We start from the raw sequence: 22,635 nt of genomic DNA on the forward strand, positions 1-22,635 counted from the left end.
AACATTGTTCCTGATAGTAACGCTGTACCCATGCGCGGCACTGTGTCCACTGCGTCCAATCGCAACGCTGCGTCTAATAGTAGCGATAATACGCAGCGCAACTGCCTTCGCTGGAAACCATGCACGGACCAACAGGATTTTCCGGCGTGCACAGGCGTCTAAAATGCGGACACTGATTAGGTGCCATAATACCGCGTAACACATCGCCGCAGCGGCACCCGTGCGGATTTTGCGTGGGTTCAACATCAGGATGAAAGCGCTTCAATGCATCGAAAGCCGCGTACTTTTCGCGCAACTTATAGCCCGAACCAGGAATAGGTCCTAGTCCACGCCACGTTGACGTGCAGGTTTCAAACACTTCGTCAATCGCAGCACGCGCAACAGGATTTCCCTCAGGCATAACGCCACGCGCATACGCAATTTCGATAGACGCCGTTTTATCGTGCAGCTGCTTCATGATCATGGCAATGCCTTGCAGCATGTCAACAGGCTCGAACCCTGTAATAACGCCAGGAATGCCGTATTTCTTCGCAAGGAACTGATACGGCTGCGCACCGATGATCGTGCTTACATGACCAGGCAAAATAAGTGCCGACACCTTCAGGCGCGGGTCGGAGATAATCGCTTCAAGCGCGCCGGGCATGTTCTTATGAGCGGCAAATACGCTGAAGTTTTTCAGTTTCATGTCGGCGGCGCGTTTCACGGCCATTGCAACAAGCGGTGTGGTAGTTTCAAAACCAACACCCACGAAAACAATCTGTCTATCAGGATTTTTACGAGCAAGCGTAAGCGCGTCAAGCGGCGAATACACAATGCGAACCGACTTGCCCTTCGCTTGTTCTTTCAACAAACTTGACGTTGAACCAGGTACACGTGTCATATCGCCAAAGGTAGCAATTGTCACTTCTGGTATACGCGCAAGCGCAATAACAGTATCGATGTCTTTATTAGCGGTAACACATACTGGACACCCTGGTCCAGACGCCAAGCGAATACCTTTCGGCATAAGATCACGAATGCCGTTACGCGCGATGGATACGGTATGCGTTCCACATACTTCCATCAGCACAGCCTCAGGTGGCGCATAATAACGAATAATCTCAAGCTCTTTTTTTGCAAGCTGCGGATTCTTAAACTGCGCCAGTTCACTTTCCATCGAAAGTTGCTGAACAGGCTGTATTTTCGGTTCAACCAAAATGCTCATTACAGCGCCACCCCTGACGCACTCATAAGCTCTTCAGTATCAACCACATCGCCCATTTCTTGAATAACTGCCAAAGTTTCACGCGCATACTGCTCATCGACAATCTCGATGGCAAAGCCTGCATGTACTAACACATAATCGCCCTGATGAGCGCTTGGTGTTAAATCAAGCGAAATTTCGCGCGTAGTACCCATAATGGAAACTTGCGCCATGTGATCATCTAGAAGTTCTAGAATCTTTGCTGGAATTGCTAAGCACATAATTAAGCCCCCTCCCGGCGAGTGCAAACGTGCTGCAACTATGTTTGTATTACCACTTCTGTTTACGTAATGCAACAACCGCCTGTCCAAATGAAATACAGCCGTCATTTGGTGGAAGATTTGCATTAAGCGCAACCGTAAGCCCTGCATTATTGAGATATTCAACCAGGTATTCCACCAGAAAGCGATTCATAAACACGCCACCTGATAACGCCACTGTTGAAAGCTGATACACATTTGCTACCATACGTGCAATCAGCACACTTACCTCAAGAAGCGCCGTGTGGAAACGCGTTGCGATAACGGAAAGCTCAACCCCAGCTTCCATATCGTCGAGCAAAGCACGAAATGCAGGAGCAGCATCGATTACCACAACCGAGGTATCCTGCGCGGTTGCTTGCGCTGAAGCGGTATTTTTTACTACTTCCATACGATACCGCTTATCGAAATCAGGTTCAAGGGTACCGCGTGCAGCGTCAAACAAAATAGCTGGCTCGCCCTCATACGAGGGGTGGCAACAAACTCCTGTTATCGCAGCTGCAGCGTCAAAAAGCCGTCCAACTGATGACGTATACGGACAGTTGATGTCTTTCTCTATCATTTCTGCACAAATGCGCGATTGCGCACCCATCGCTTGCACGATGCGCTTGGCTGCTGGATGTTCAAGCAAGTCAAATGCCCACAATACACCATAGGCACAGCGCAGCGGTTCGCGAATGGCCTTGGCGCCACCAGGCAGCGGAACGTACGCGAAGTTGGCAAAGCGCTCGAAGGCCTGCTGTGTTGCTACCAAAATTTCGCCACCCCAAATGCGGCCATCGGTACCGTAGCCTGTACCGTCGTACGCGATGCCGCACACCGCGTGCGTGATGTTGTGTTCTCCCAGTACAGAGGCTATATGCGCGTGGTGATGCTGAACCTCAACAAGCGGAAGCTGGCTTGCGCGGTGTTCATCGCGCGCCCATTTCGAGGGAAGATACTCGGGGTGTTTGTCGCAGGCGAAAGCGGTGGGGTGCATGGAAAATAGCTGTTCATAGCGCGAAGAAGCCGCAAGCCATGAATCGTATGTTGCTGCGTTTTCAACATCTCCAATGTGCTGCGATACGAATGCGCGCGTGCCGCTAACCAATGTGATGGTGTTTTTCTGCTCAGCTCCCAGCGCCAAGAGTGTTTCGTTGGCGTGATGCTCGTGTTTAAGAGAAAGGGGCAGTGGCGCGTACCCGCGTGCGCGGCGGATGAACTGCACGGCGGTGGTTGTTTGCGCTGGTGAATAGGCAGATTGCGCGGGTTCTGGTTCGGGAACAGGCGCAGGCGCGGTGGCGTTGGCGATTGCGGGCTCGGGTTTGGCGGACACGGACGCAGGCGCAGTGGCGTTTGCGGTTGCGGGTTCGGAAACAGGCGCAGTTGACGCACGCGACGCCGTTTCTTCTTCTGCATTGGGAAGCGAAGCAGCTTCCTCCCCTTCATCGGCAATCGATGCCGCAGACCCCGTGGACGCCGCAGACGCAGTGACTGTGGGGGCACATTCAGAGGGTGTGACGTGCGTAAACGATAAAACGCGCACCACCGAATCGTCAATACGAACGCGAATGTCACGATTGTTGCTCACAAACGCATCAGCAATGACTCCAAGTTCGCGCAATGCTTCTTCATCGGTAATAACAAGCGGATTATTGTGCACATTTCCCGACGTCATAACCAACATATCACGCCCCGATACCGCACAAAAATCATGCAGCAGCAAATGGTGAAGTGGTGTTTGCGGAAGCATAACACCCAGTTCAGGCAATGCATCGGCAAGTCCTTGAGCAAATTGCACGTGCGGCTTTTTTTTCAGAAGCACAATAGGGCGCGCCGGCGACAAAAGCACTTTCGCCTCTTCAGCGCTTACGTCGCACACACGCTGAACGCTTTCAAGCGACGGCATCATCACCGCAAATGCTTTCCCCTTGCGATGTTTACGCGCACGCAAAGTTGCAAGAGCACGTGCATTCAACGCATCAACTGCCAAATGAAAGCCACCTAAACCCTTAACAGCTACAATACCGCCCGCAGCAAGCAGCTGCACAGCACGTGCAAGAATAGCGTCGCTTTCTTCGCGCGTTGTTCCCCAACTCCAGGAAACGGATGCACTGGTGGTGGGCTCATGTGCGGAAGATGATGCGGAAGTGACGCGAGGCACTTCATACCAACTGATATGCGGCCCACACTCGAAGCATGCGTTTGGCTGCGCATGAAAGCGCCTGTCAAGAGGGTTTTCGTACTCATACTCGCACGCATCACACAGCGGAAACACCTTCATCGAGGTATTCGGCCTGTCGTAAGGCAGCTTCTCAATAATGGTATAACGCGGCCCGCAATTGGTGCAGTTAATAAAGGGGTAGCGATAGCGCCTGTTCATAGGGTCAAACAACTCACGCGTGCAATCGTCACACGTTGCAAGATCAGGTGAAACAAGTGTCGTTTCACGTGCGTCTTCTTTATCGGAATGACGAATCTCAAAGCTCGTAAAATGCTGAAGCGCACACGGCTCGATAGTAATATGTTGCACCAAAGCCGCAGGTGGCGCTTCATTTGCAATCGCTAGCACGAACGCATCAAGATGCTCAGCACTTCCCTCACAGTGAATCGTCACGCCATCAATCGCGTTCAAAACCCAACCTGTAAGTTGGTAGGTGTGTGCAAGGCGATAAATAAATGGTCGAAAACCGACACCTTGTACCACTCCTGTTACTTTAACGCGCTGTGCCTCGATCATAAAAACCCCACTACATGCCTAGTTTTTGGCTTCATGTTCAAGTGCAGAAGCGGAAACGGGTATGGCAGCTGGAACGTTGGTGGTAGCCTCTTGCGCGAGAACAGGTGCAGGTTCAGATACAACTGCTTGCACGGGAACAGGTGCGGGCGAAGATACGTCGGCAGAACAGGTAACGTCACATACGTTGTCACGTACCATATCAGCGACAACTGCTGATTCAGCGTTGTGCGCTGGCGCGGAAACAGGTACAACTCCAGATGCAGCATCATGTGCCGTATCAGTCGCAGCTCCAACCGCAACCCCAGTCGCAGCATCGGTAGCGTGTTTCACAACATTCTGTTGAATTACTTTTGCAAGCGCACCTAAGGTAACGCCAGAATTATCGGGTAAATGCAGATGCATAACGCGTCGTCCACGTGCAGACAGCGTTACTAAATCGCCCATAGCTTGCGCTTTTGCAAGCTCGCCTAAACTCGGTGCGCCTTCTTTCAGCGGAATATCCTTCAGCTCGTCAGCCGATAAAATAAGGAACACGCCGTTGTTCTGACCACCTTTTTGCAACTGACCTGTTGAATGCAAATAACGTGGCCCTACTTCCAAACACGAAGCAATATCAAAGGTTTGCGCTACAAAAAAACGAATGCTTTCAAGCGCTTCGCGACGTCCTTCACCTGTAAACGGCAAAAACGCGTTCAGCGCAAAGAAATCTCCTTGCTGAATGCTTCCAAACAGCGCTTTTAGAGCTTCAATAACGGATGTTTGCTGCTGAAAGGTAGAACCCATACGCACTTCAACTTCGCCCATATTCCACGGCCCAATATACGAGTCAACAAGGTCGGGGGCAGGAGCACCCTTGTGAAGAATTTCTAACACTTCAGCTTTTGCAGATGCGACATCAGGCTGATCAAACGGACAAATTTTCATAAGGTAACCGCACATAGCAATGGCGTATTCCCACATCACAAAGTGCTCAGCCAAATCTTGTACCGTATCAATGCGAAAAATTGAACGCGGAATATTGGGATCAACATACGACAAGCTCATCTCAAAATTGCATGTTTCATCCCACGAATCGTTTTTTGTTTTATACATCACAACGCAACGATCGCCTGGGTCGCGCGACAACAACAAGGAATCAACCTCGATATTTGGCAAAATTCCCTTGCCTTCTTTACCTAAACTTTCAGCAACAAGTTGCTCGATCCACAAGCCCAACACACGTCCACGCTTTTGTGTAAGCAGAGAAAACTTATTGCGATTTGCCAGATAATTGTCAAAGAGAAACGACGCTAAGCCGATAGCGGGATTATCAATGGAATCTTCGCTGCATGCACGTTCAGCCTGCGCAGCGCGTTCCATCAGTTCCGCAATGTCAATTCCCACAAGCGCAGCAGGCAATAAACCAAAGATTGAAAGTGCAGAATACCGCCCACCAACACTTGGTTCTCCTGGGAAAATAGCAAGCCACCCCTCGCGTTGTGCTTGCGCTTCTAATTCTGAGCCTGGATCGGTAATAGCTACTAAATGCCGCACAATATCTTCTTCAGGCAAAAACTCTTTCAGCGCTTCACGAAATGCCTGCAACATAAGACGCGGCTCGATCGTTCCACCGCTTTTTGACGAGATAATTACCAGCGTAGAGGCAGGTTTAATACTACCCATCACTTCACGCAAGCGCACGGGAGAATCGGAATCGAGCGTACGAAACCGTATGGAGCCAGAATTGGGTTTATTGTATTTGGTGATTGTCATCGATGCCTGTGTAGAACCACCCTGGCCAATAAGCACCACGTCAGTTACGTTACTGCGGCGTGCTTCCTGCGCAAACGCCATAATGCGCTCAAGAGGATACGGTGGATTTGATGCAAGCGTCGTCCAACCCATATATTCCTGCGCGATTGCTTGCGCTTCAGGGGAGAAATTATATACTGTTGCATCTTGAGCATGTATGCGACTTGCAATATGTTCTTTTACGAGAAGCTTGCCCGAAGGATATAACTTCTCCATTTCTACTGAAATCATGTATACGAAATTCCTCTCTAAAGAAAAACGCACGTCATAGCATTACATACCAAGGGCGCGTTTGAGGGCAGACGCTCGACGTCGTGAAACAGGAATAGGCTCATCAAAGCCACGCATGTTTACAAGAAGCGTACCACCTTGCTGCGTGGAAACCGACTCTACATGCGAAACGTTAATTAAATAGCCACGATGCACGCGAAAAAATCCATGTGATTCGTAGCGTTTTTCAAACAGCGTTAAACTCATAGGCGAATAGAAACGCTCGGTTTCAGTTTGAAGCAGCGAATAATCATCTCGTGCCATTACGTAGCGAATACTATCAATGGGAATAAAAATCTTGCCACCATTTTTTTCAACAGCAATGCGCTGTGATTTTTGTGCCGCTATACGCAAATTTACATTATCACGCACGTGAGTAAGCGCCTGAGCAAGACGATCGGTTTCAACAGGTTTTACCAGGTAATCAACGGCTTTCACCTGAAACGCTTCGAGAGCATATTCGCTGTATGCACTTACAAAAACCACCGCAGGCGGGCTGGTAAGGCACTGCAAACCAGCAGCAAATTTCAAACCATTAACCTCTGGCATATTGATATCAAGAAATACCACATCACACGGATATTCCTTCAATTTCTCAATAGCTTCGCTCACACTTGCTGCTTCAGCAACAACCTCAGTATTTCCTTCTTCATCAAGAAGAAACCGCAGTTCAGAGCGCGCAGGTGCCTCGTCATCAACGATCATAGCCTTTAACACACAAAACTCCTTTTAAAGCCTACAAAACGTACACGTAGCACGCAAGGTAGCACTAACAACGTGTTCTCTATTATATAACAAAGCATTGCGCGCTGCTGTGACAGCACTGCAATGAGGAGCGCCGCCATTACACGATGCACTCCTCGTAAACAGACGACGCACTCCTTATGAAAAATACGATGCACGCCTCGCGGAAATACACTACACAACTGAGCCTAAATTGCACAAGCCATAGACGTACGCCTTAAATGCACGCTTAAGCGACTCTTCAGAAATTGCTTCATTAGCTCCATGCATTGTACCTGCCCATTCAGGCAATGCTTCGCCTTCAACTTCCGCACCAAAGCTAACAGCACGTGGGAACTTACGTGCATACGTACCACCTTTAATAGTGAAAGGTTTAGGAGTGTCTTCCAATTCAGCAGCTTTTTTATACGCATCGTTCAGTGCTTTTACATACGGAGAATCAGGGTCGATGCGATAAGGATTTTTATTTTGTTCAAGCGTAAAATGCGCGCCAAATTTCTCGGCAAGCGCTTCAAACGTCTTGCTGATAGCCTCAGCATTCGTTGATGAAGGATAGCGCACGTCAACGTATACTTTAAGCGCATTATCTTCCTTGCGTAATAAGGTTGCACTACTTACCAACGAGCCAAAGCTTTCGTCGCTTGCAGCAATACCAACAGCTGCTCCATCAGTCGACTCGGTAAGTTTTTCAATAAGCTCAAAAAACGCGCTTTCAGCTTTGCTTCCCACTTCATTATCAAGCAAGTAACGCACAAGGATACCCAACGCGTTTACTCCCTGTTCAGGCTGAGATGCATGCGCACTTTTGCCCTGTGCTTGAATGAGGAAGCAACCGCCATCACGCGTAACGCTAATGCCCTCAGCAGCCTCAAATTCTTGCCCTAAATCGAGAATGCGTGCACACGCAGACGCAGGAACGGCATTGCTTGCAACCCCTGCCTCAATGGATTGCACAACGCTCCCTGTTTGCGCAGGTAGTGCAAATGATGCCGATAGAATACCCGCCTCACCGTATGCAACAGGAAACGCAGCATCGGGTGTAAATAAAAACAGCGGATCAGAGAAGCGCTTACGATAATAATCGACATCGCGCATTTTTGTTTCCTCATCACAGCCGAAGATAAAACGAGTGCGGAATGGAAGCGTAGGTGTAAATTCGCGCCAAAATTTCATAGCAAACAACGCCATAACAAGCGGCCCTTTATCGTCAGCAACACCGCGACCAACCAGATAACCTTCCTTGCGCGTCATTTCATACGGAGGGAAATCCCAACCTGAACCAGCAGGCACAACATCAAGATGAGCTATAATTCCTACTTCTTTAGTATGAAAACTATCCTCAGCTTGTGCTCCGTATAAATCAGCATACCCAATATAGCCGTTACAATTGTGCGGCTCCATACCAAACTTATACGCAAGCTTTAGCACATAATCGAGCGCACGAGCAGGACCAGGGCCAAACGGCGCACCTGGCGCTGCTTTGTCAGGCTCAGCATAACTGGGAATAGCGACAAGTGCAGCTACCTCATCAAGCATTGATTCCCAATTTCGATCGATAAATTTACGCAGCTGAAATGCTAATTTACGTTCGTTGATACAAAAATCTGCCATTGTTACTCCTCCACTGTGCTCCTGTAACAGAAAGCACGATCACCCGAATAACCCTTATGTTCTTGCAAAAAGAGAACAAAAACATATACGTTGCAGAAACGTTTTCCCCTTCAGCTCCTACAACCTAACATGTTCCATTGTAATGAAATTGAAAAAATCTGCTACTAAAAAATGTAAAGAAGTAAGTATTGAGCGATAAATGCGGTATGGAGGCGCCGTGTACATGAATGTATGTCATATAAGCTTTTCGTGTCATGTATACCGTATGAAGGCGCCGTATGCATGGGTATATGTCGTTCACGATTCATTGTGCATACAGCCACCGTGCGCAAAGTTCATCACTTTCATACGAGAATGCACTATAATCATCCTGACACCTATCAAAGTTTCTGTAGCACGCGAACATTACGCACGTACACGGTACATACATAGCAGATATACCGCATACATCGTAAGAAAAGGAACAAGCAATGAATCTTGTAGAAGCACTCAATCACGCACATTCTATTCCTCTCCCGTCAATGTTTATCAACAATCCATCGCATTTTATGGGGCAAATTGTACAAAACGAAAATGCACTGTTTGAAATTATTCATGCGATGAAAGTAGGTGCTGAATTACCTGTTCCTGTAAACGAAGCAACACGCGATCTCCTTGATTTATGCGACCGCAACCGAGCAGATTGCGATAGTGTTCCCGAATTTGAACTGCGAAAACTGCTTCCTAAGCGCCTTGAATGGCTTACTGAAAACGATGTCATTGCTGGTGTAGCAAAACTGCAGAACAGACGTAAAGAAACAATTCACAAAGAAACTATCGAACGTAGCCGCTCAGCGGCATCAGGATTTTCACTTGCGCCGATGAAAGGATGTGTGCTTGGTATCGACATTGAAACAAGCTCACTTCGCCCTGAACGCGGCTACATTCTTAATGTGGGTTGGGAGCTTATGGAACTAACGCCCACCGCTACACCCTTTGATGGTTGTACCGAATTTTGTAACTTGCCAGCATGCTATCGCAATCGTCCTGTGCCATTATCACATATCCACCATATTACGTGGCAAAATCTTAATGGTACACTTCCATTTCGCGAAAATACTGCGCTTCACAAAACCTTGCTTTCGCTGTTCAAGAAATATCCCGTATTAGCGCACAATGCTGCTTTTGAAGATTCGTGGTTTTCTCTTCATTTACCAGGGTATTTAGAAGAGCGTCTTAAGGGCAAGATTATCATCATTGATACGCGTGATATATGCCGTGCACTCGATTCAGAAGTAGCGCGTATGTCGTATCGCGATAAGCCAGCAGCACTTGAAAATTGGGCGCGCAGACGTGGCGTGCTTGCTGAACATGAAAATGAAGTGCACCAAGGATTAGACGATACCGATTTAATGCTGCGGTGCGTTCAGGCACAATTAGCAGTGTGCGACCTTTTCAAAGAAAAATAACGTGTTCCTACCTATACACGCACACGCTGATAGGTTATAATTGCAATTCGATCGTGCCCGAGTGGCGAAATGGCAGACGCGGCGGTCTCAAAAACCGTTGAGGAAACTCGTGCGAGTTCGACTCTCGCCTCGGGCACCACTTTTATGCTGATATAAGTGATGTACAGCTCTTATGAACTGCACATCTCCCTTACATCACTATCTATTCAATGCTAAATTCTTTTCTTCCTTCATAAATGGCAACCGCTTCATCAACAGAAGCATCCGCAAGGGTAAGAGCGCTAATTGCTTTCGTTAAACGCACGGCTTCATCAAGTGATCGCTGGTGAATATTACGTCCCGTAGCATTGCCAAGCGCATGTCCCACATGAATTTGATCATGCAGCTGCTCCAAAAAACTGCGCGCATCAACAGTAGAACCGCCAGCACAAACAAGCCCACATCTACCTGCTGCTTCTGATGCAATGGCTAAAGCACGAGCACTTGCATGAGCATCACCGTCCACTTTAGGTGGGTTTACTTTCACAAAATCGGCGCCTAAGCACAGCGCAACACCTGCTGCACCTGCAATAAGCGCTGGATCTTTTTCTGCTTTTACAGCTGCGCCACGTGGATAAACCCAGAGCACTACCAGCAAACCCTCGGCATGAGCGCGCGCAATAAGAGCGCCTGCCTCAGAGAGCATACTTGCTTCATAATCACTGCCCAAATATACCGTATAACCAAGCCCTACCACATTTACGCCAGCATCGCGCATAAGTAAAATGTCATCTAAATCGTAGAGCATGCCTGAATAAGGATCGCTTTGTGCTGTTTTTACTAAATTGGTCTTTGAATTCATCTTAACGAGATAATTCAATTGAGGATAGCTCGCAGCATAATGCGCAATAAGTCCACGCTGACCTGCAAGAACTCCACAACATCCCTGTGAAGCAATGCGAAAAAAATGCTCGGGATTATTATCGGCTGGATCAATACCTTCACCATAAAAATCGGCATTCAAATGTTCAACCTTTTGATCGCATGCAAAAAGCATCAAACGACCTGTTGAACGCGTTGCAGCAAGATAATTGCTGATATACGTTTCACGTACATCAGCAGGTACATCCATCGGCACGCGAACGTCATTTCGAGAAATTGACAGCATAGTTACTCCTTTGTTGATATGCTACGTGGGCTTATAAAGCTCGATATGCGCAGGTACACGCATACTAAAAGCACAACGGTATACAGCACAAACGTTTAAGCGTATAGCTGTATTGTAACGAAAAGACATGCACTCTGGAGCAATGCACCGTATTATGGCAAAAACGAACACGCAAGCGGTATTGCGGGCAATACGGCTCGAGTACATGCCCCGTGTGTCGCTTGTGCGGTGGTATGCATAAACACACGCGCGGTAGCGTACGCCTGCACCCGTACGATTGAGGTTCAGCGTACCTATAAGCGTAGAGGTAAACGCACAATTGTAGCTGTTATATCACGCATCTAAAACCATGAGCGCTCATGCAGCACATACGTTTGCTGAAACGCATCTGGTTTACGCAAGCAATAAACAATACCTTCAACAATACTAATAAGCCACATTACACAACTTGCAATACCAAATGTTACAATTCCACCAATAACGCTGATAGCAAGCATAATAAACCCTGTTTGATAATAACCTAAATAGAACTTATGAATGCCAAATATACCAAGGAAAAATGCATATAAAGCTGCTGCGTATTTTGTTTTACGCGGACGATACGTAGCGGCATCAAAATGATTATTCATGATCATGGGAGTGGCTTTCCTGCGTTTTGTGGGTGGCGGTGGTGTCGTGCGTTGCAGACGCATGCGACGTAAAACGACCGAGCGCACTTACAATTTGCTTCTGGAATATAATTCCTACCACCGCAATAATAACCACAACAGCAACGATAATAACTGCCTCAACGATATTCCCGTTCACAAAACCAGCCGTTGCATACGTTGATGCAACAATTCCAGGTGTGCGCGCGAGCGTCGTGATAACCAAAAAAGGCACCAGCTTCATACGCGTGAGTGGCAACAGATAGGTAAATGCGTCTTTTGGCATGCCAGGCAGGAAAAATAAAATGAATACAATCACTTCAAATTTATTGCTTTCCTCAAACTTCTGTATTTGGTTCATATATTTTTCTGGAACCATTTTTTGAACGAAAGGCGCGCCCAATTTATGCACCATGATATACACAATCGCAGACGAAAGTGCTGCGCCTACCACAATAATCAACGCGCCAAGCGCGGGTCCATACATCAGTCCAGCCGCTACTTGCACTACTTCACCAGGAATAAATGCCACAATTACTTGCAGCAGCTGCAAACCAAGTAAGCACAACACACCCCACGAACCTGCTTGCTGCACTCTATCGACAAGCCTATTAACGCCACCCTCTGAAAACAAATCCATAATTTGAGGCCACAGCGCAATAACGCACGCTACACCAACGCACCCAATCCCAATAAGAATTAAAAACTTGATGATTTCATCTTTTTGAAGACGCGGGCGTGATGATCCTTGTACAGAAGCGGCAGATGGGGTTGGTGTTTCTTGGGAACGTGACGATGCGCGCGCGGTGCTGGTAGCATTAGTGCTGGTACTATCAGACTGTTTATGAGACATAATATTCCTTACGTGCGAAACGAGCAGTACAATTCACTCTATATTAGTCGCGTGATGCTTTCTCGTACTCTTCCTTAAATGCTGCAAACATACCTTTTGCACGTTTAAGCTGCTGTTGTGTTGCCTGCGCACCCTTATACGCTGCTTTAGTAGCTTCACGCGCAACGGTTTTAGTAGCGTCTTGTAACGGCGGCGTAATATCTTTGACGTTTTGAACGACACGCTGTTGTACTTTACCGACACCTGTACCAAGCGCAACAGCTGCTCCACCTGCTTCTTCAAGCTGTTCTGCAGCATCGTCAATCATAATAGCGCCCAATAATTCAGTATCTGAACTGCCATTTTGCGTAAGCGATTGATTTGATGCCGCGCTATCACGCAAGCGAGCGCCTTTGCCAAAACGAAAGCCAACAAGTAAGTTTGCAGGAATCGTGCGTGTTCCAATCAGTGCGTCTGTGCCAGCTCCTTGTGTAGCAACTACCTGTATAACGCTCCCTGTATTTACACTGAACAGCACATCACCCACGCTGCCAATATGCTGGCCGTTACGCGTAATAAGCGGCATACCTTCCCAAAGTACACATTTTTCATAATCGAACAGCACTGCATCGTCTTCGCACACATCACCAGATGGAGGAGCTTGTTTGAGTGCCTTTTTACCCCAACGCAATCTGTCGGAAGAAAGTTTTATACGCCCGTCTTCAATAGAAAACGCATCGCGCCATACAAAAATATCGCTACGGTGCACCATAAATGCAAGATCAGGACGTCGCACTAACAATCCCATAACCAGAGGTTTTTCTGGATGAAATACGCACATATGCACTTTACCAACACGATGTTCGCGCCCCTGTTTGTCACAATAAAACACACGCTTCCCTTTAAGAAAGCGTGTTGATAGTTGCTCTACATTATGTTCAAAAACAGAAGATACCATAACCCGATATAAGTCCTTACGTTTAACGCAGTGCAGTATATAGAATCATTTTTCTAGCTACACGTATAGGTAAACCCGTGTGCTTATTGTTCGCTTGATTCGTCACGTTCAGCGCTGGTGTAGTGTTCTACATTTTGTGCAGGAGTGCATGTTGATTCTTCTGCGTTGCGAATTACCTGATCGGAAATGCGCTGACGTGCAGCTTCAATCTTTTCGCGCAGCTCGTCGTTTGCATCATCAAACGATGCAGGAGCACCCGTTACGCGCGATGTAACTGCGCTATATGCCTGCTGTCCTTTTTCGCGAGCAGTTTCAGCAAATTGCGCTCCCCGTTCACGAGCGTTCTCGGCAAACTGCTGCCCCCGTTCACGAGCGGTTTCTGCAAACTTCTGACCTTTTTCAGACATATCATGAAGCAGGCTGTCACCACGAGAAACTGCCGTTTGAAATGCATCATGCACGCCCGCAGGAGCTGATGATGTCCAATCTTTCGCTTCTCCCCATACAGCATTTACTTTTTCGCACACCAATTCGCGCGATTCTTTACCAGTGCGAGGCGCATACAGCAAAGCAATTGCACCGCCCACTAAACCACCGAGGATAAATGCTCCCAGCTTTTTCATGGTGTCCTCCTTCTTGTGTGTACATTTGTATTACTTTATTATACCTGTGATAAGCACACGCTACGCTACCATCATATGAAACTTGCAAAAATGTAAGATTGGCGGCACCCATGAAGGAACCCCATAGAGGAAGCCCCCAAGAATCAGGCAGGAATCAGGCTTGCTTTAATGCTGCCGGCGCTTGCTATGAATACTATCGTATGTGCTATGAATGCTGCCTTACGAACATTGTTTCAAAACTTTATTCAAGAATGCCGTTTGTGTGCGCAAAGCCCGTAACAATACAAGGTCATCGTAAAACATAACACGAATAAGCGCGCTCGTGTGTTCATCGTTATTCCATGTGGTACACCCTACAAGGCGCAATGCTGATGAGGCACAATACGCATACGCGCATTGTAAAAGTTGTTCGTGAATAATGAGATGCTCGAGTACGTGAGGCACCGATGTTCCTTGAATAACCTGTCCAAATACGCGCGCACCCCCGCTAAAACAAGCATGATTGGCAAGCTGAGGATATTGCTGCAAAATATACTGCGCACACGCAGACGATACCGTTTTTGGAAACGCATTACCTATACTTACACAAATATGGGCTTCACGCGGAAAAATATCAATACTGTTAATACGCAATGCCATGCGTTACTCTTTCGGCGCAGGTACGTGAATAGGCCGCTCGAACACGCTTACTGGTGCTTTTTTCTGGCTGATAATATCGTCCATAATATCAGGATGCAGCATATCATCAATATCGTCGCGCAATGTTGATACCGGCGAAAACGTTGCACCATCTAAAATAACAAGCTGCGTGCGATTGTGCCTGAACATATAGCGTCCGCTTCCTTGAAATTTCCCAAATGAGAATGTGAGTGTTTTAGCAACTGGATCAATCTTATAATCGTACGGTAACTTCTTGGTAAGCAAGATTTTATCGTTAGTAAAGAAAACGGATACTGATGAGCCTTGTACCACCCATTCACCCTGAATATCTTGAACATCGTTGAATCGCCACCAACGATTCCATGCAAATATACCGCTGATAAGCGTAACAAGAACCAGCACCACAAGCGAACCTGTGATAATAAACCGAGCGCCATGGAGCGTGTCGTTTGCTCGTGGGCGCACGTTTGAGCGCGCGTGTGAACGGCTAGCTGCATGCGAGCGTGTGGACAATCGCGAAGTTGTACGCGAGTGCACGGATGTGTGCGAGTTAGTACGTAGGTGCGATGTACGTGCTGGTTGGGTTTGGGCTGCTGGTGCAGACCCCTCAGCTGATTGCATTGCTCGCGTTGCACGACTTCTATAGTTTGTGCGCGCTGATGACGCTTCTGTTTGCTGTGCTGATGCCAATCGCGCTGCAAAACGCACCTGCTCGGTTGTGTTATGTGAACGGTGTACGTATGCATTCGCTGTTGCATGCACAGCATGACGCACAGCCTGTGATGAAGTATTATCACGTGCAGCATCGCCTTTCACCAGCGAAAACTGAGGCATGTGCGGTTTAATATCCTGAGGTGCAGAGAATGCAGAATGCTCACTATTCTGCTGCGCAGCCACGGGTGCGGTGGGTTTACTGTTGTGCGGAACAGCGGTGGGTGTGGCATGCTTACTCTCTTGAGACACAGATGGCGCATGCGCCGTATCGGTACGCGTATCAATACGCGGCACTCTCGAGCTATCAAGCTTGCGTAAGTTTGCTGTTTCGTGCTGCAAACTACTAATGGACTCGCTCCAATGTTCGCTGCGTGCACTACGCTCATACGGAATAGAAGCTTGCTTTACAGCGTGTTCTTGCTGAATACGTTCATGTATTGCAGAATGTGCAGAATCGGCATGCTCATCAGCAAAAATTGCAGGAACACGTGGTAGCGCACCGGTAGTAGAAACACGACAAACAGCAGGTACGCCAGCCAAACGCGATGCATCAGGCACAGTATCAGCACGCGACACATCGGGAACGGGAGGCTGCACAACAGGAATATCGTTCTGTATGTCATGAAACACTCGTGCATGCTTCATACGAACAGCAGGCACAGTGCATGGTATTTCGAAAGCTTCGTTATCGTGCGCATCCGAACTAAACGATCCACTGGTATGTCGCGGTGCCGTCACGCTAACAAACACCTCTAAGCAGGTTCAATAACATCGGTACCCATATAAGGAACCAGCACATCAGGAACGCGAACAGAGCCGTCTTCCATCTGATAGTTCTCCAAAATTGCAGCCATCGTGCGCCCAACTGCCAAGCCTGAACCATTCAGCGTATGCACTAAACGGGTGCCTTTGAACTGCTCGGGGTCGCGATAACGAATGTTCATGCGGCGCGCTTGAAAGTCTTCGCAATTCGAGCATGACGAAATTTCCTTGTAGCCGTTATACGAAGGCAAATACACTTCAACATCATAAGTTTTTGCAGCTGAAAAGCCAATATCACCCGTGCAAAGCGTAATAACGCGATACGGTAAACCAAACAACTGCAAGATATTTTCTGCATCGTTTGTCATAAGCTCAAGCTCGTTATAGCTTTCCTCTGGTTTTGCATATTTGACCATTTCAACCTTGTCAAACTGATGAAGGCGAATAAGACCACGGGTATCACGACCTGCGCTTCCTGCTTCTTCTCGGAAACACGGCGTAAACGCGCAATAGCGCAGTGGCAAATCGGCAGCTTCCAGAATTTCGCCTGCATGAATATTAGTTAACTGCACTTCCGCCGTTGGAATAAGATACAAACCCTCACGCGTTTTAAACATGTCTTCTTCAAATTTTGGCAACTGACCTGTACCTGTCATGGTTTGCGCATTTGCCATAGCAGGACACCACCACTCTTTATAACCGCGGGTGGTGTGCGTATCAGCCATAAAATTGATAATGGAACGCTCGAGGCGCGCTCCCAATCCACCCAACAACACAAAGCGGCTTTCTGCCAGCTTTGCTCCGCGCTCAGAATCGAGAATACCCAGATTAGCACCCAAATCCCAATGCGCGAGCGGCTCAAAATTAAATTCACGGGGTGTTCCCCAACGACGCACTTCTGGATTGTCGTTTTCATCTTTGCCAACAGGAGTTTCAGCACAAGGCATATTCGGCGTTTTCAACAACAATTCATGCAAACGCGTATCTATTGCTTCACGCTTGGCAGAAATCTCTGAAAGTTGATCGTTAATAGCGCGAACATCCGCCTTTGCTTGCTCGGCTTCTTCCTGTTTACCTGCGGCAATAAGAGCGCCAATTTCCTTTGAACGTGCGTTACGCGATGCTTGAAGTGCTTCTTCTGATGAAATGCTTTCACGACGAGTAGCATCAAGGTCGGCAAATAACTGCGCGTCCCACTCAGCATTTCGGTTGTGCATAGCCTGCGCAACTTCTTCTTGATGGTCGCGGACAAAGCGTAAATCAAGCATAATAGCGCTCCTCAAACTCTTAGCGTTGATAAGCATAAAGGAATACATGTAGTGCAAGTATAGCGCAGTTTTTCTCCTTTCGGACGATGTCGTTGTACCTTAAACGAAATGCACATGCTCAACGAGAACGGGTGTGTGCAGTGCTTGCAACGGTGCTGGCTTGCGGGCTTACGGGTGAGCGTGGCGGAGCGGGAACGCACGAGAGCAGCGCGGGCTGCTGCCTGAAGCGTTTGAAAAAGTGCTCACTGGCGGGAACGCACGAGAGTTGGCGCGGGCGTTGGCGCGATTGTGGGAACAGGAACACACGAGAACAGCTCTATACGTTCCCAAAAATTATGATAATATGCAATGTATCTCAGATTTTCATAAACTTTGTGCGTACTTGTTGCTGTGGCTTACGTTCTCGCGGCGTGCGCGGTACTGGCAAACACGCAACACGAACAAACCTAAGGTCAAGGAGCTATCGATGGATTTCGCTGCGATATATCACTTCTTATTTGAGCAGTACGCAGGAATTGGCGTGCTTGTTGCAGCAGGACTTATTATCAGCATCGTTGCCGCTATGATTATGGAAGTGAAAACGCGCAAAACTTTCGTTGATCGCGGTGAAGAGCCCGAAAACGCCTGGGAAGCGAACAGCGATGCAAATGACGCTTCAAACGGTGCATCAAGCAGCACGTCAAACGGCACTTCTTCGTCAGATGAGGGCGCGAAATAACTTCGCGTAATATTCGTCCAGTTTCCGATGTAAGAAATACATTCCCAGAAGTAGAAGAAACGGTTCTAAACTCCAACACATCCGTATTTCTCACAAAAAACAATTATGGAGCTATGGCTCTCATGAGTGTCAAACAATACTCTATTCTAAACGACGATATCGAAAAAAACTTGATGAAGCGGATATTTATGCCGCAAGCACTTCTACGCGTCTTTCTAAGGCAGACGTCTTTGACAACGTTTTGCGCACTATCGCGGACGCACAAGCGCTTGAAACAGTGCCACCAGCAGCACCGAAAACGCAATAATTACCAGCAACTGTGACGGTATAAACAGGTTCGTGAAATTGCTGTTTACCCAGGTAGCACACGCGGCACTTATAGCAAGCACGATTCCTGAGCCAAACGTTCCCACAACATCAACCAAGCGTTTATCCGCCATCGCGAACAGCGATTGCAACACGCACGCAAGCAGCAAGCCCGCAAGCAGAATGTATGTTTGCGCATTGCAGAGTAACTGCATAAGATTGCTTCCCACATCAAGAGCAAAAAAACTACCGTGACTGATAATGTCCCACGCATACACGTTTTGTGCTCCGAGCGATGCAAAAATAAACAGCCATATGCATGAATATACCGAACTTATGAGCGCTTGCAGAGGTTTCAGCACACAGCCTGCACCCAAAAACGCCAACGGAGCGCCGCCGAAAGCGCTTAATACAATAGCTGACGTGGTGAAATTCGTTGCTGCCGTACGATTTTTTCCCAATGATGAGTACCACGCAAGCGTAAGCGCAACCAGTACAATACCAAGCCATGGCACGTTGCTTAAAATGAACGCAATTGAAAGTGCCATGAATCCCACAACGGCTCCCAAAGGCGGAAACACAGCGCCAAGAACGGCTCCGCACATTGCTGCAATCATAGGAAATGCAAAATACGGCACACTAAAAGCATAGGGAATGTTCATCGTTGCAAGATACAGTAAAAATGCGCTTCCACATGCACTTACGACGCGAGCGGCACACGACACCACGCGCGGAGAAATAAGCTTGTTCATAGCCTTGAGCCTTTCACGACATCGAGAAAACGAAAACAGCCCATGCGGGGAACATGTCGCGCCACCAGCACCACCGGCACCACCAGCACCTCGTGAGCCGCGCGTGCCTACGCCCGCACTCCGAGCGCCTCTGCCTGATTGTGGCAATTCTTCCTGCAAACGGCGTTCATGAGCAGCTTGTTGCTGTTCAAGCAACAACGTATCATTTGCTTCTACACGCGCAGCGGCACGCTCAAGAATATCCCAACCAGCTGATTTTACGCCTTGCGCAACACCATATGCGCGCGAATGCGGCGCTGGCTGTTCCTGATTGCCCTTTTTTGAAAAGAAACCCGTAAGAAGCGACCATATATGCTTGTGACCTGCTCCATTATGTTTGCTTGATGTGCTCCCAGCACCAGCACCAGCGCCCTCATCGGCGCTACCATCAGCACCAACGCTATTCGCATGATCAAGCGCATGGCGTACGCACAACTCCAGATCTTCAGCACCGCAAGCCGCATCCCCTAAAAACCGATCCATCTCTTCAGCAAAATCGTCAATGCTGGCATAGCGGTTGTCAGGGTTTGGATCAAGTGCATACAGCAATACATCGTCAATTTCGGGAGCAATCTCTTCCCAACAGGCAGATGGTAAGGCAATACGCGCTGTTGAAAGGATATGTTGTGCTTCTTCTAACGTAGATGCTTTGAACGGATTTTCCTGCGCAATTAAGCAATACGTCAAAGACGCCAGTGCCCATTCATCGGTTCGAACGTCCAAATGCTGGCGCGTAATTTGTTCGAGCGGCATATATCCAATAGTACCACCTGCGGTTTGCCCACGCCCCGCTGCATCCAACAAGGTTGCTAGACCAAAATCGGTTACTTTCACTTTTCCATCGGGCGTAATAAGAATGTTGTCGGGTTTAATATCTAAATGCAAGACCGATGCGCGATGCGCGACACTCAGCGCTGCAGCAATACCATCAAAAAGCGCCGTCAATGCATCGAGCGTAATATTGTGAGCATAACGCTCCATTAACTGCGTAAGCGTAATGCCTTCAATATATTCCATGATCAAATACGCATAGGAATCACAAATCGCTACATCATAAATAGTAACAATATGCTCGTCTTTAAGAAGAGCTGCTGTACGCGCTTCATCAATACCAGGAATATGCGAAAGCGCATGAAATTCTTGTGAAGCAGCATCATCAAGGGCAGAGCGCTGGGCGTCAATACTGGTAAGAAGAATTTTTTTGAGCGCAACTTTACGCTGAATGCGCGGATCCCACGCCAATAACACCTCGCCAAAACCGCCCGATCCAAGCGTAGCAAGAACACGATACCGATTAAGAATGAGAGGTGCATCAGCCACAATAGCTCCTTACTTCTGAGCGTAAGCTGTGCGTGGAACGATACGTAGAAATGAAGCTAACGGCACCAAAAGCAATGGTGCGGGTGAAAGGACTTGAACCTTCATGAAGTTGCCTTCATACGGACCTGAACCGTACGCGTCTGCCAATTTCGCCACACCCGCAAGTAATACCTATGTTGTGCGCACGTGATACCAGCGCAACAACGCGTTTGAATGATACCTGACATGAGCAAAAAACGCAAGCCGCTGTGTGATTATTGCCAGATTCGTTGAAGAAACTGTGCACGTGTTGTTCCTGCAAAAAAGAACTGCCACGAATGGCGCAACCGGTAGCGTGACTGATGAAGAACACCTGCGGGCTTAGGCGCGGGTGTGCATGCACGTTCTTGGTGCCAGCGTTCCCATTGGCACGCGCCACGCGCCGCTCACGTTCCCATTGGCTAGCCGCACGCGCCACGCGCCGCTTACGTTCCCATTCGCACACTATTCACATTCCCGATGCGCATCTACCAGCAATTTCAGCACAAAAAACTGCTTATTGTAATGAAACTGTAATATAAGGGTTATTATATGAATATTCGTGTGCGTATTTAAGCGCCTTTGCAACCGTTTAGGCGCACGCGCACGCCACCCATGCTTTTCAACGAAAGGAGCAGGTATGACACACATAATTCGCAGGAAATTTCTTTTGGGAATAAGCGCGCTGTGCGTAGCGCTGCTAAGCGCATCACTGTTGGGAGGATGTGGATCGCCTGCTCAAAAAGCACCCGAGCCCGCCCAGAAAGAAAAGGCTGCTCAAACGCGCACCATTACCGACTCGTATGGCAGAAGCGTTACCATTCCCGCGCAAGTAAAAACAGCAGCAACCGTGGGATGTGCCGCGCGCTACGTCGTTTATGCAGGTGGCATGGATAAACTTGTTGCGTGCACTGAAAAAGAAAAGAAGCCCGGCCCAAACCGTCCGTATGCGATGGCGTACAAAGACAAGTTCGACAAGCTTCCCATAACCAGCAACGGCAATCATCGTATGGATACCGCTGTTGACACCGAAAAAATGCTTGGCTTGCACCCCGATGTTATTCTTTCAAGCCGCACGAAACCCGAATGCGACAAATTGCAAGAGCAGCTGAAAATACCTGTTGTAGGCGTTGATTCAAACAGCGAAATTTTTGGTGAAGGCGTTAGCAAGTCAATCACAATTGTGGGCGAGGTGCTGGGATGTTCCGAGCACGCTAAAAAAGTAACCACCGCAATTGCAAACTGGAAAGCCGATTTGGACAAACGCACGAAAGACATTCCCGATGCCGAACGTCCAAAAGCCTATGTTGGAGCAGTAAATTACCGAGGTGCAAAATCGATTACGGGAACGTGTGCGCATTATCCCGTGTTTGAAGCAATTCATGCACGCAATGTTGCCGATGAGTCGGGTCAAAAGTCGGAATTTGACACCACGTTCGAGCAGATTGGTACCTGGAACCCCGATGTTATGTTCCTTAACCAGGCGAACATGAACCTGATGCAGAAAGATTACAACGACCACAAGGCGTTTTTCGACAAGCTGAAAGTGTTCAAGGAAGGCAAAATTTACACGCAGCCTTTCTTTAACTTTAACGGCACGAATGTTGAAATGGCTATTTGCGATACGTTCTTCTGCGGAAAAGTGATGTATCCGAAGCAATTTGCCGACATGGATATGCCCAAGAAATACGACGAAATTTTTACGACGCTCTTAGGAAAAGCCTATTACGCCGACTTGAAGGCGCAGGGCTTCGACTTTACCACCATTACGTTTAAGTAGCGCGT

At 48.0% G+C, this 22,635-nt stretch carries 18 protein-coding genes and 2 tRNA genes; 4 read left to right on the forward strand and 16 right to left on the reverse strand.

Annotated elements, in window-relative coordinates; all coding sequences use genetic code 11:
- Positions 1-73 precede the first annotated feature (73 nt).
- The 6 genes from hypD to HMPREF3190_RS03425 form a co-directional block, all read right to left on the reverse strand.
- Positions 74-1,204 (reverse strand): hydrogenase formation protein HypD, encoded by a 1,131-nt coding sequence (gene hypD / locus HMPREF3190_RS03400; protein ID WP_066780401.1) that lies wholly within the window; start codon positions 1,202-1,204, stop codon positions 74-76.
- Positions 1,204-1,464, reverse strand: coding sequence for a HypC/HybG/HupF family hydrogenase formation chaperone (locus HMPREF3190_RS03405; protein WP_066780403.1), 261 nt, complete (start codon positions 1,462-1,464; stop codon positions 1,204-1,206). Before HMPREF3190_RS03405 ends, hypD begins: the two co-directional genes overlap by 1 nt.
- 49 nt (positions 1,465-1,513) lie before the next feature.
- Positions 1,514-4,222, reverse strand: a complete 2,709-nt coding sequence (locus tag HMPREF3190_RS07585; protein WP_066780405.1) for a carbamoyltransferase HypF — start codon at positions 4,220-4,222, stop codon at positions 1,514-1,516.
- Positions 4,223-4,240: 18 nt separating this feature from the next.
- Positions 4,241-6,244 carry a glucose-6-phosphate isomerase gene (locus HMPREF3190_RS03415; protein WP_082715127.1) on the reverse strand — a complete coding sequence of 668 codons (2,004 nt, stop codon included), beginning with the start codon at positions 6,242-6,244 and terminating at the stop codon, positions 4,241-4,243.
- A 42-nt stretch (positions 6,245-6,286) separates the two neighbouring features.
- Positions 6,287-7,000, reverse strand: a complete 714-nt coding sequence (locus HMPREF3190_RS03420; RefSeq protein WP_066780407.1) for a LytR/AlgR family response regulator transcription factor — start codon at positions 6,998-7,000, stop codon at positions 6,287-6,289.
- 201 nt (positions 7,001-7,201) lie between these two features.
- Positions 7,202-8,638: a Sapep family Mn(2+)-dependent dipeptidase gene (locus HMPREF3190_RS03425; RefSeq protein WP_066780409.1), complete on the reverse strand. Its 1,437-nt coding sequence runs from the start codon at positions 8,636-8,638 to the stop codon at positions 7,202-7,204.
- A gap of 470 nt (positions 8,639-9,108) precedes the next feature.
- Between HMPREF3190_RS03425 and HMPREF3190_RS03430 the strand changes: the two genes are divergently transcribed.
- Both HMPREF3190_RS03430 and HMPREF3190_RS03435 read left to right on the forward strand, forming a co-directional pair.
- Entirely contained in the window at positions 9,109-10,086 is a 978-nt protein-coding gene (locus tag HMPREF3190_RS03430; protein ID WP_066780412.1) for a 3'-5' exonuclease, read from the forward strand.
- Positions 10,087-10,141: 55 nt separating this feature from the next.
- A tRNA-Leu gene (locus tag HMPREF3190_RS03435) sits at positions 10,142-10,225 on the forward strand.
- Between the two features lie 63 nt (positions 10,226-10,288).
- Here the strand turns inward: HMPREF3190_RS03435 and HMPREF3190_RS03440 are convergent.
- The 8 genes from HMPREF3190_RS03440 to serS form a co-directional block, all read right to left on the reverse strand.
- The gene (locus HMPREF3190_RS03440; protein WP_066780414.1) at positions 10,289-11,233 is read right to left on the reverse strand and encodes an aldolase; all 945 of its coding nucleotides are present in this window, start codon (positions 11,231-11,233) and stop codon (positions 10,289-10,291) included.
- 341 nt (positions 11,234-11,574) lie between these two features.
- Positions 11,575-11,862 carry a TM2 domain-containing protein gene (locus HMPREF3190_RS03445; protein WP_066780556.1) on the reverse strand — a complete coding sequence of 96 codons (288 nt, stop codon included), beginning with the start codon at positions 11,860-11,862 and terminating at the stop codon, positions 11,575-11,577.
- Positions 11,855-12,733, reverse strand: a complete 879-nt coding sequence (locus tag HMPREF3190_RS03450; protein ID WP_082715128.1) for a TVP38/TMEM64 family protein — start codon at positions 12,731-12,733, stop codon at positions 11,855-11,857. The genes HMPREF3190_RS03445 and HMPREF3190_RS03450 overlap by 8 nt, the downstream gene beginning before the upstream one ends.
- Before the next feature lie 43 nt (positions 12,734-12,776).
- Positions 12,777-13,670 (reverse strand): PRC-barrel domain-containing protein, encoded by an 894-nt coding sequence (locus tag HMPREF3190_RS03455; protein ID WP_066780416.1) that lies wholly within the window; start codon positions 13,668-13,670, stop codon positions 12,777-12,779.
- An 83-nt stretch (positions 13,671-13,753) separates the two neighbouring features.
- Positions 13,754-14,293, reverse strand: a complete 540-nt coding sequence (locus tag HMPREF3190_RS03460) for a YtxH domain-containing protein (protein ID WP_066780418.1) — start codon at positions 14,291-14,293, stop codon at positions 13,754-13,756.
- A gap of 219 nt (positions 14,294-14,512) precedes the next feature.
- A complete protein-coding gene (locus tag HMPREF3190_RS03465) occupies positions 14,513-14,932 on the reverse strand; it encodes a hypothetical protein (RefSeq protein WP_066780420.1) in 420 nt (139 codons plus the stop codon).
- A gap of 3 nt (positions 14,933-14,935) precedes the next feature.
- Positions 14,936-16,405, reverse strand: a complete 1,470-nt coding sequence (locus HMPREF3190_RS03470) for a hypothetical protein (RefSeq protein ID WP_066780425.1) — start codon at positions 16,403-16,405, stop codon at positions 14,936-14,938.
- 14 nt (positions 16,406-16,419) lie between these two features.
- Positions 16,420-17,697 (reverse strand): serine--tRNA ligase, encoded by a 1,278-nt coding sequence (serS, locus tag HMPREF3190_RS03475; protein ID WP_066780558.1) that lies wholly within the window; start codon positions 17,695-17,697, stop codon positions 16,420-16,422.
- A 466-nt stretch (positions 17,698-18,163) separates the two neighbouring features.
- On the opposite strand from serS, the gene HMPREF3190_RS03480 reads away from it, so the two are divergent.
- Entirely contained in the window at positions 18,164-18,415 is a 252-nt protein-coding gene (locus tag HMPREF3190_RS03480) for a DUF6724 family protein (protein ID WP_066780427.1), read from the forward strand.
- Positions 18,416-18,663: 248 nt separating this feature from the next.
- Here the strand turns inward: HMPREF3190_RS03480 and HMPREF3190_RS03485 are convergent, their stop codons facing one another.
- Both HMPREF3190_RS03485 and HMPREF3190_RS03490 read right to left on the reverse strand, forming a co-directional pair.
- Entirely contained in the window at positions 18,664-20,832 is a 2,169-nt protein-coding gene (locus HMPREF3190_RS03485; RefSeq protein ID WP_066780429.1) for a serine/threonine-protein kinase, read from the reverse strand.
- Positions 20,833-20,907: 75 nt separating this feature from the next.
- Positions 20,908-20,994, reverse strand: a tRNA-Leu gene (locus HMPREF3190_RS03490).
- Positions 20,995-21,490: 496 nt separating this feature from the next.
- On the opposite strand from HMPREF3190_RS03490, the gene HMPREF3190_RS03495 reads away from it, so the two are divergent.
- Positions 21,491-22,630: an ABC transporter substrate-binding protein gene (locus tag HMPREF3190_RS03495; protein WP_066780431.1), complete on the forward strand. Its 1,140-nt coding sequence runs from the start codon at positions 21,491-21,493 to the stop codon at positions 22,628-22,630.
- Positions 22,631-22,635: the final 5 nt, after the last annotated feature.

This window comes from Umbribacter vaginalis (assembly GCA_001552935.1).
GTDB lineage: Bacteria > Actinomycetota > Coriobacteriia > Coriobacteriales > Eggerthellaceae > Berryella > Berryella vaginalis.

What these genes read in the sequence shown, in the direction of transcription:
- HMPREF3190_RS03430 (WP_066780412.1), top strand. Translation starts at nt 9,109, where the DNA reads ATGAATCTTGTAGAAGCACTCAATCACGCACATTCTATTCCTCTCCCG.
- HMPREF3190_RS07585 (WP_066780405.1), bottom strand. Translation starts at nt 4,222, where the DNA reads ATGATCGAGGCACAGCGCGTTAAAGTAACAGGAGTGGTACAAGGTGTC.
- HMPREF3190_RS03480 (WP_066780427.1), top strand. Translation starts at nt 18,164, where the DNA reads ATGGATTTCGCTGCGATATATCACTTCTTATTTGAGCAGTACGCAGGA.
- HMPREF3190_RS03440 (WP_066780414.1), bottom strand. Translation starts at nt 11,233, where the DNA reads ATGCTGTCAATTTCTCGAAATGACGTTCGCGTGCCGATGGATGTACCT.
- hypD (WP_066780401.1), bottom strand. Translation starts at nt 1,204, where the DNA reads ATGAGCATTTTGGTTGAACCGAAAATACAGCCTGTTCAGCAACTTTCG.
- HMPREF3190_RS03460 (WP_066780418.1), bottom strand. Translation starts at nt 14,293, where the DNA reads ATGAAAAAGCTGGGAGCATTTATCCTCGGTGGTTTAGTGGGCGGTGCA.
- serS (WP_066780558.1), bottom strand. Translation starts at nt 17,697, where the DNA reads ATGCTTGATTTACGCTTTGTCCGCGACCATCAAGAAGAAGTTGCGCAG.
- HMPREF3190_RS03405 (WP_066780403.1), bottom strand. Translation starts at nt 1,464, where the DNA reads ATGTGCTTAGCAATTCCAGCAAAGATTCTAGAACTTCTAGATGATCAC.
- HMPREF3190_RS03415 (WP_082715127.1), bottom strand. Translation starts at nt 6,244, where the DNA reads ATGATTTCAGTAGAAATGGAGAAGTTATATCCTTCGGGCAAGCTTCTC.
- HMPREF3190_RS03450 (WP_082715128.1), bottom strand. Translation starts at nt 12,733, where the DNA reads ATGTCTCATAAACAGTCTGATAGTACCAGCACTAATGCTACCAGCACC.
- HMPREF3190_RS03455 (WP_066780416.1), bottom strand. Translation starts at nt 13,670, where the DNA reads ATGGTATCTTCTGTTTTTGAACATAATGTAGAGCAACTATCAACACGC.
- HMPREF3190_RS03495 (WP_066780431.1), top strand. Translation starts at nt 21,491, where the DNA reads ATGACACACATAATTCGCAGGAAATTTCTTTTGGGAATAAGCGCGCTG.
- HMPREF3190_RS03445 (WP_066780556.1), bottom strand. Translation starts at nt 11,862, where the DNA reads ATGAATAATCATTTTGATGCCGCTACGTATCGTCCGCGTAAAACAAAA.
- HMPREF3190_RS03465 (WP_066780420.1), bottom strand. Translation starts at nt 14,932, where the DNA reads ATGGCATTGCGTATTAACAGTATTGATATTTTTCCGCGTGAAGCCCAT.
- HMPREF3190_RS03425 (WP_066780409.1), bottom strand. Translation starts at nt 8,638, where the DNA reads ATGGCAGATTTTTGTATCAACGAACGTAAATTAGCATTTCAGCTGCGT.